9 protein-coding genes are annotated in these 7,837 nt (G+C 71.7%); 5 read left to right on the top strand and 4 right to left on the bottom strand.

What is annotated here, in order from left to right; translation table 11 throughout:
- The 5 genes from ACFWM7_RS31455 to ACFWM7_RS31435 form a co-directional block, all read left to right on the top strand.
- Nucleotides 1-501, top strand: a 501-nt coding sequence (locus tag ACFWM7_RS31455; protein ID WP_383267118.1) for an urease accessory protein UreF, incomplete at its 5' end; no start/stop codon positions are given.
- Nucleotides 502-651: 150 nt separating this feature from the next.
- On the top strand, nt 652-1,329 hold the full coding sequence (gene ureG, locus ACFWM7_RS31450) for an urease accessory protein UreG (protein ID WP_383267116.1): 678 nt from the start codon (nt 652-654) through the stop codon (nt 1,327-1,329).
- The gene (locus ACFWM7_RS31445; RefSeq protein WP_383267113.1) at nt 1,326-2,099 is read left to right on the top strand and encodes an urease accessory protein UreD; all 774 of its coding nucleotides are present in this window, start codon (nt 1,326-1,328) and stop codon (nt 2,097-2,099) included. Before ureG ends, ACFWM7_RS31445 begins: the two co-directional genes overlap by 4 nt.
- A 46-nt stretch (nt 2,100-2,145) precedes the next feature.
- Complete coding sequence (locus ACFWM7_RS31440) at nt 2,146-2,865, top strand: hypothetical protein (RefSeq protein WP_383267111.1); 720 nt, start codon at nt 2,146-2,148, stop codon at nt 2,863-2,865.
- A 111-nt stretch (nt 2,866-2,976) separates the two neighbouring features.
- Nucleotides 2,977-4,560 (top strand): alpha/beta hydrolase, encoded by a 1,584-nt coding sequence (locus tag ACFWM7_RS31435; protein ID WP_383267109.1) that lies wholly within the window; start codon nt 2,977-2,979, stop codon nt 4,558-4,560.
- Nucleotides 4,561-4,590: 30 nt separating this feature from the next.
- On the opposite strand, the gene ACFWM7_RS31430 is transcribed toward ACFWM7_RS31435, so the two are convergent.
- The 4 genes from ACFWM7_RS31430 to ACFWM7_RS31415 form a co-directional block, all read right to left on the bottom strand.
- Nucleotides 4,591-5,643, bottom strand: coding sequence for an NAD-dependent epimerase/dehydratase family protein (locus ACFWM7_RS31430; RefSeq protein WP_383267107.1), 1,053 nt, complete (start codon nt 5,641-5,643; stop codon nt 4,591-4,593).
- A gap of 64 nt (nt 5,644-5,707) precedes the next feature.
- The gene (locus tag ACFWM7_RS31425) at nt 5,708-6,424 is read right to left on the bottom strand and encodes a lysophospholipid acyltransferase family protein (protein ID WP_383267105.1); all 717 of its coding nucleotides are present in this window, start codon (nt 6,422-6,424) and stop codon (nt 5,708-5,710) included.
- Between the two features lie 174 nt (nt 6,425-6,598).
- Nucleotides 6,599-6,757 carry a hypothetical protein gene (locus tag ACFWM7_RS31420; RefSeq protein ID WP_205081522.1) on the bottom strand — a complete coding sequence of 53 codons (159 nt, stop codon included), beginning with the start codon at nt 6,755-6,757 and terminating at the stop codon, nt 6,599-6,601.
- Nucleotides 6,758-6,823: 66 nt separating this feature from the next.
- A complete protein-coding gene (locus ACFWM7_RS31415; RefSeq protein WP_383267102.1) occupies nt 6,824-7,774 on the bottom strand; it encodes a cytochrome c oxidase assembly protein in 951 nt (316 codons plus the stop codon).
- Nucleotides 7,775-7,837: the final 63 nt, after the last annotated feature.

Raw genomic sequence — 7,837 nt, 5'->3', positions numbered from 1 at the left:
GCGGCCGCCCTCGCCGCGGCGGCGACCCACGGCCTCGACCCGCTCGCCCTCGACGAGGCCGCCGACGCCCGGACGCCCTCACCCGCCCTGCGGGCCACCGCCCGCAAACTGGGCCGGCAGATGATGCGGGCCGCCCGCGCCACCTGGCCGAGCCCGGGCCTGGACGCGCTCGCCCGGGCCCGGCCACGCGGCGCCCACCAGCCCGTCGTCCTCGGCCTCACCGCACGGGCTGCGGGACTCGCCCCCGAGGACGCCGCGCACTGTGTCGCGTACGAGACCGTCAGCGGCCCCGCCACCGCCGTCGTCCGGCTCCTCTCCCTCGACCCCTTCCACGCCACCGCCGTCCTCGCCCGGCTCGCCCCCGAGCTGGACCGGGTCGCCGAACTGGCCGCCGAGGCCGCCCGGCAGGGCATCGACGCCCTGCCCGCCGCCTCGGCCCCGCTCCTCGACATCACCGCCGAGGCACACGCCGCCTGGCCGGTCCGCCTCTTCGCCTCGTAGCCACCCGCTCGACCGCCAAAGCCTCGCCCGCCACCCGCTCGACCACCACGCCACAGCCTCGCAACCCCCGCTCGGCCACCAAAGCTTCGTCGCCACCCGCTCGGCACCACAGCCTCGTAGCCACCCGCTCGACCACCTCAGGGAGTCCCCATGCACCTCGGCCACACCCACGACGGCCCCGCCGCCGTCAGCGCGGACGCCGCCCGCCCCGACGGCGCCCGGCGCGCCCTGCGCATCGGCCTCGGCGGCCCCGTCGGCTCCGGCAAGACAGCCACCGTCGCCGCCCTCTGCCGGGAACTGCGCGACCGGCTCTCCATCGCCGTCGTCACCAACGACATCTACACCCGCGAGGACGCCGACTTCCTCCTGAACAACGCCGTCCTGCCGCCCGAGCGGATCCAGGCCGTCGAGACCGGGGCCTGCCCGCACACGGCGATCCGCGACGACATCTCCGCCAACCTCGAAGCGGTCGAGGACCTGGAGGACGCGGTCGGCCCGCTCGACCTCATCCTCGTCGAGTCCGGCGGCGACAACCTCACCGCCACCTTCTCCAAGGGCCTGGTCGACGCGCAGATCTTCGTCATCGACGTCGCGGGCGGCGACGACATCCCGCGCAAGGGCGGCCCCGGCGTCACCACCGCCGACCTCCTCGTCATCAACAAGACCGACCTCGCTCCCTACGTCGGCTCCGACCTGGAGCGGATGGCCCTGGACGCCAAGAAGCAGCGCGGCGACCTCCCCGTCGCCTTCACCTCGCTGACCTCGGCCGAGGGCGTCGGACCGGTCGCCGACTGGGTGCGCGCCCAGCTCGCCGCCTGGACCGCGTGAGCGTCCACGCGCGGGCCCGGCTCCGCGCCGAGCCCGACGGCCGGGGCGGGAGCGCGCTCCCCGTCCTGGAGAGCGACGGACCGCTGGCCCTGCGCCGCACCCGCTCCCCCCAGCCTGCGTACGCCCGGGTCACCGTGGTCGGCGCGATGAGCGCCCCGCTGAACGGCGACCGCCTCGCCATCGAGGCGAAGGTCGCCGACGGCGCACGCCTCACCGTCGACGCGGCGGCGGCCACCGTCGCCCTCCCGGGCCCACGGCCGGACGCCGACCCGTCCACGTACACGGTGAACCTGAGCGTGGGGGAGAGGGCGTCCCTGCACTGGCTCCCCGAACAACTGGTCTCCGCCCACGGCAGCCGCCTGCACCAGACCACCCGGGTCCAACTCGCCGGCACCGCCCGCCTCCTGCTGCGCGAGGAACAGATCCTCGGCCGCCACGGCGAACCCACCGGCGCCCTCACCACCCGCCTCACCGTCCACCGCGCGGGCCGCCCCCTCCTGGACCAGCAACTGGCCTACGGCCCCGGCGCCCCCGGAGGCTGGGACGGCCCCGCGGTCCTCGCCGGCCACCGGGCAGTCGGCCAACTCCTCCTCGCCGACCCGTCCTTCGAGGATGCCCCCCTCCCCGCCCGCCCCCTCGGCCCCACCGCAGCCCTCACCCCACTGGCCGGCCCCGCGGTCCTGGTCACCGCCGTGGCCGCCGACGCCCGCCGGCTGCGCGGAATCCTGGACGACGCGATGCGCGAACTGCTGGACGGGCTGAAGGCGTGAGGGCAGGCGGACGAAACCAGTTGACGCCATCGGCAGAATATTCGGCGTGGGCACAGACATCAGCGGCTGTCTTGAGTATCGGGCGTCGGAGGACGGTGGGGGGACGGCCTGGCACACCGCGCACGGCCTGGGCTCCCTCAATGACACCCGCAACTACGATGCGTTCGGCTGCCTCTTCGGGGTCCGCGACTACGCCGACTTCCGCCCTTTGGCCGCAGGCCGAGGCCTGCCCGCCGACGCCTCGGTCGCCCTGAGCGCCAGGTTCGCGCGGCTGGGTGAGTGGTACGGCGCGGACGGTTTTCACAGCACCACGTGGATCACGTGGGCCCAGGTGAAGACGGTCGACTGGGACGAGCCTGCGGAGAAGCCCGACAGCAGGCTTCACGAGTACCGCCGGACTCCGAACGGGCTCAGGATGACGGGCAAGTCCGCCTGGAGTCCCGCGTTCGCCGAGGCTGTCGGTCTCGAACGAGGCGAAGACCGGGAGTGGCCGGAAGGGCGTGAGTGGCTCGTCGGGGACACGCTCTACCGATCAGTCACCCTTCGCCGCGGGGACGCCGTCACCGATACCGGCGAGTGGCAACCCGTCTGGAAAGCCATGGAGACACTCGCGGCACAGCACGGTGACGGCCATGTGCGCCTCGTCGTGTGGTTCGACGACCGACCACGTCGCCGAGGCCGCATCCCCAGGGGTGTCCGACAGGCATCTCCTGGCGCCGACCGGGTCCGCTCAGCGAACTTCCTTCACCGGTTATGGGTTCGGTAAAGAAACAGGTGTACGCCCTGGCCCCAGGTGCCCCGCAGGCGAAAGGATCCCCGCGACGTACCGATGACCACGCCGCCCCCTCGGCGGCGGATCGGATGAAGGGGGATGCACGTGAGACGTACGACAGTGCTCGGCTCGGCCGGGGCTCTCGTCGCGGGCACGCTCATAGCCGGGGCGATGGCCGCACCCGCCGCCGGTGCCGACAGCAGCCGGCACGGGCGGGGCGACGCGGAGGCGCGCGGCGTCGCCGTCGCCGCGCAGCGGGCCGCGAAGAGCGGGATCGACTGGAAGGACTGCCCGGAGGACTGGGGTCTGACCGCCCCCATCCAGTGCGGCTGGGTCACCGTGCCGCTCGACTACGCCAAGCCGCACGGCAAGAAGATCAAACTCGCCGTCGACCGGCACGTCAGTACCGGCACGAAGCGCGAGCGGCAGGGCGCGCTCCTCTACAACCCGGGTGGGCCCGGCGGTTCGGGGATGCGGTTCCCGACCAGGGTCACCGCCAAGAACCCGCTCTGGACGAAGACCGCGCAGGCGTACGACTTCGTCGGCTTCGACCCGCGCGGCGTCGGCCACTCGGCCCCGATCTCCTGTGTCGACCCGCAGGAGTTCGTCAAGGCCCCCAAGGCCGACCCGGTCCCCGACAGCGACGCCGACAAGCGCGCCCAGCGCAAGCTGGCCCGCGAGTACGCCGAAGGGTGCGGCGAGCGCAGCGGCGCGATGCTGCCGCACATGACGACGCCCGACTCGGCACGCGACCTGGACGTCATCCGGGCCGCCCTCGGGGAGAAGAAACTCAACTTCATCGGCGTCTCCTACGGCACCTACCTGGGCGCCGTCTACGGCACGCTCTTCCCGACGCACGTCCGGCGCATGGTCGTCGACAGCGTCGTCGACCCGTCGCGGAAGAACATCTGGTACCGGGCGAACCTCAACCAGGACATCGCCTTCCAGACCCGCTGGGACGACTGGAAGGCGTGGGTCGCCGAGCACGATTCCGTCTACGGCATCGGCGACACCCCGCAGAAGGTCGAGAAGGCCTGGCTGGAGCTGCGGGCCGCCGCCAAGAAGGAGCCCATCGGGGGTGTGGTCGGGCCCGCCGAGCTGATCTCCTTCTTCCAGGGCGCGCCGTACTACGACTCCGCCTGGGCCCCCACCGCCAAGACCTGGAGTGCCTACCGGGCCGGTGACACCCAGGCGCTGGTCGACGCCGCCGCCCCCGACATGAGCGACCTCGCGGGCAACGCGGCCTCCGAGAACGGCAACGCGGTCTACAGCGCCGTCGAGTGCGCCGACGCCCAGTGGCCCACGGACTGGCGCACCTGGGACCGGGACAACACCCGGCTGCACGAGAAGTACCCGTTCATGACGTGGGCCAACGCCTGGATGAACCTGCCCTGCGCCACCTGGCCCGCCAAGCAACAGACCCCGCTGGACGTGAAGACCCGCAAGGGTCTGCCGCCGGTCCTCATCGTGCAGTCCACCCGCGACGCCGCCACCCCGTACGCGGGCGCGGTCGAACTGCACAAGCGGTTCAAGGGCTCGCGGCTCATCACCGAGAAGGACGCCGGATCCCACGGCGTCACCGGGCTGGTCAACCCCTGCATCAACGAGCGGGTGGACACCTACCTGCTCACCGGGAAGACCGACCGGCGCGACGTGACGTGCACCCCGCACGCCACGCCGAAGCCGTAGGACGTCCATCAGGCGTACGGCCGGGGTCGCTCAGCGGCGGTCCCGGTCGTACGCCACCAGCCAGGCGTCCTCCGCCGCATAGTCGAAGAGACCCTCGCCGTAGTTCTTGAGCATCTTCGGAAACGCCTCCCGCCAGTCACGCCCCGTCAGCTCCCCGGCCAGCCCCTCGACCGTCTCCGGCAGCGACTCCACATACCCCGTCACCGGCCGGTAGCCGAGCTGCGCCCCGGCGGCCGTCATGTCGTAGACCACCGGGTGCGCGCCGCTCCACGGGGTCTCGCCCACATGCCCCTCGGGCGCCGGGCCGTCGATCAGTACCGTCTCCGTATCCCGCCCGAGCACCGCGTCGATCGCCGACGCGATCTCCGCGACCGTGGGCGCCTCGGGGTCCGCCGCGTTCAGCACGCGCGAACCCGGCTTCCCGGCGGCCAGGCGGATCAGCTCCGCAGCGTTGGAGACATGGAGCGGGTGGAAGCGGCTCTCCCCGCCGTATGCGAGGACCCGGCGCCGCCGCCCGTCCAGCAGCCGCTTCACGACGTACAGCTCGCGCGGTGTGCGGCAGTACGGGCCGTGGACCGCGCCCGCGCGCAGCACCGTCACCGGCAGCGCCTCGCCCGCCGCCAGCAACTCCCGCTCCAGCAGGACCTTCCGCGTCCCGTACGTGGCGTCCCCCGGCGCCACCGTCGCCTGGCTCTCCGGCAGCGGTACCGGATAGCGCGGGAAGCCGTCCGGCTCGGCCTGGGTGTCGAAACTGCGACCCCGCTCGTCCTCGTACACCGCACCGCTGGAGATCACGACGGCGGAGCCGATCCGGCCGGCCAGCCCGGTCAACTGCCGGGCGTGCGCGCCGTCGAACGCCACCATGTCGACCAGCACGTCACAGCCGTCGCCCAGCGCCTTCTCCAGCGCCCCCTTCTCGTCCCGGTCGAGTGCCACTGCCCGGACACCGGCGTCCCACCCCTCGTCCCGGCCACCGCCGCGCGAGGCCGCGGTGACCTCCCAGCCGTCGGCGGCCAGTGCGCGGACCGCGGCCCGCCCGATCTGGCCCGTCGCTCCCAGCACCCATGCGTGTCCATTGCTCATGAGCCCGAGGCTAGGGGAGCCGGCCCGCCCGGACGAGGGCGCTCTGCCGGTGGCGAATTCGCGCTCAGCGTCGCAGCTTCGGGAACTTCCTCGGCGGCGCGGCCTCCTGCTCGGCCGCCTTCACCTTGGCCGCGTACTCGTCCACGTACTCCTGGCCGGAGAGTTCGAGGATCGCGTACATGATCTCGTCCGTCACCGCCCGGATCGCGGCCTTCTGGTTCTCCATGCCCGCGTAGCGGGAGAAGTCGAGCGGTTCGCCGAAGCGGATCGCGACCCGCTTGATCTTCGGGACGACCTGGCCGGGCGGCTGGATCTCGAAGGTGCCGACCATCGCGCAGGGGATCACCGGCACCTTCGCGGTGATCGCCATGACCGCGACCCCGACCTTGCCCTTGTAGAGCCGGCCGTCGTGCGAGCGGGTGCCCTCCGGATAGATCCCCAGCAGTTCGCCCTTGTTCAGTACGCCGAGCCCCTCGCGGATGGCGGCCTGCCCGGCGTCCTTGCCCGACCGGTCCACCGGGATCTGGCCCGCGCTGCGGAAGAAGGCGGCCGTGAGCCGGCCCTTGATCCCCGGGCCCGTGAAGTATTCGGCCTTCGCCAGGAACGTGATGCGGCGCTTGATGATGGCGGGCATCAGGAAATGGTCGGAGAAGGAGAGATGGTTGCCCGCGACGATCGCCGCGCCGCCCGTAGGAATGTTTTCCAGGCCCTCGATCCGGGGCCGGAACAGAAGCCGCAGCACGGGCCCCAGAACGACATACTTCAGGACGTAATAAAACACCTTGCGGGTGCACCTCGCTCTGCCGGGCCGACTCAGGACTGCGTACTACCAGGGCATGATCGTGCCGGGGCCCCGCCGTGTGGGGCCCCGGCACCACCGTGCGACCGTAGCGAACCGATCTCCCGGCTCGTACCCGCCTCCGGGCCCGTCAGGCGTGGTCACCCGCCGTGACGCTCAGGTGTCCTGGGTGGCCAGCATGCCCAGAGTGCACAGTCCCAGCACGATCCAGCCGAACCAGAGCCAGCCGCTGCTTCCCAGCGCCACCGTGTACGCGGTCACCGCGACCAGCGCCCCGACGGTCATGTATCCCATGGTCTTCGTCGATCCGGACATGCGCGCACGCTCCTCGTCGGCCGCGCGGCCGTTGTCCCCATGGTCACCCCGTATGCGCCCTCCGCGCTACTGTCCGCGCGCCTGCAAAGACGCGAGATACGCGTTGTAGGCCGCCAGCTCCTTGTCACCGTCGCGGTCCGCGGCCCGGTCCGTGCGCCGGGCGACGCGCTGCTCGGAGTGGTACCACTGGTAGACCAGCGCGATCAGCACCAGCACGGAGGGGATCTCGCTGAACGCCCACGCGATGCCGCCCGCCCAGTTCTGGTCGCTGAGGGCGTCGATGCCGAGCGAGGCGGGCGGGTTCTGGTACGTCTCCACCATCGGCGTCGACGCCATCATGAGCGCGATCCCGAAGAACGCGTGGAACGGCATCCCGGCGAACAGCTCCAGCATCCGCATCAGGTAGCCGGGCCGGTGCGGGCCGGGGTCCACGCCCATGATCGGCCAGAAGAAGACCAGCCCGACGGCGAGGAAGTGCACCATCATCCCGATGTGGCCCGGCTTGGAGCTCATCAGGAAGTCGAAGATCGGCGTGAAGTACAGCGCGTACAGGCTCGCGATGAACAGCGGGATGGTGAACACCGGGTGCGAGATGATCTTCATGTACCGGCTGTGCAGCAGCTTCAGCAGCAGCTCCCGCGGCCCGGTCCGCCCCCGGCCGGCCGGCGGCAGCGCTCGCAGCGCCAGCGTCACCGGGGCGCCCAGCAGCAGCAGGATCGGCGACAGCATGCTGATCACCATGTGCTGCACCATGTGCACGCTGAACATGACCATGCCGTAGTCGTTGAGCTTGGTGCACATCACCAGCGCGATGCTCAGCACACCCACGGTGAAGAACACGATCCGGTTCACCGGCCAGCCGTCACCGCGCCGACGCAGCCGCACCACGCCGTACCCGTACAGGGCGAGCGCCAGGACGCAGCCGGTCAGGAAGAACGGGTCGGGGGAGAGCTCCAGTCCCCGCCCCAGCGTGAACGGCGGCAGATCCATGTTCATGCCGTGCCCGCTGTGATCCATCTGTTCACTCCCGATGGGGACACGTCCCCGTTTCGTGCCGGTTGTCCGGTCCAGAGTAGAACC

It is taken from the genome of Streptomyces sp. NPDC058375 (assembly GCF_042723425.1).
Lineage (GTDB): Bacteria > Actinomycetota > Actinomycetes > Streptomycetales > Streptomycetaceae > Streptomyces > Streptomyces durocortorensis.
The sequence above is the reverse complement of the archived record's forward strand: the minus strand, read 5'-3'. Positions and strand labels throughout refer to the sequence as shown.

What these genes read in the sequence shown, in the direction of transcription:
- ureG (WP_383267116.1), top strand. Translation starts at nt 652, where the DNA reads ATGCACCTCGGCCACACCCACGACGGCCCCGCCGCCGTCAGCGCGGAC.
- ACFWM7_RS31430 (WP_383267107.1), bottom strand. Translation starts at nt 5,643, where the DNA reads ATGAGCAATGGACACGCATGGGTGCTGGGAGCGACGGGCCAGATCGGG.
- ACFWM7_RS31420 (WP_205081522.1), bottom strand. Translation starts at nt 6,757, where the DNA reads ATGTCCGGATCGACGAAGACCATGGGATACATGACCGTCGGGGCGCTG.
- ACFWM7_RS31415 (WP_383267102.1), bottom strand. Translation starts at nt 7,774, where the DNA reads ATGGATCACAGCGGGCACGGCATGAACATGGATCTGCCGCCGTTCACG.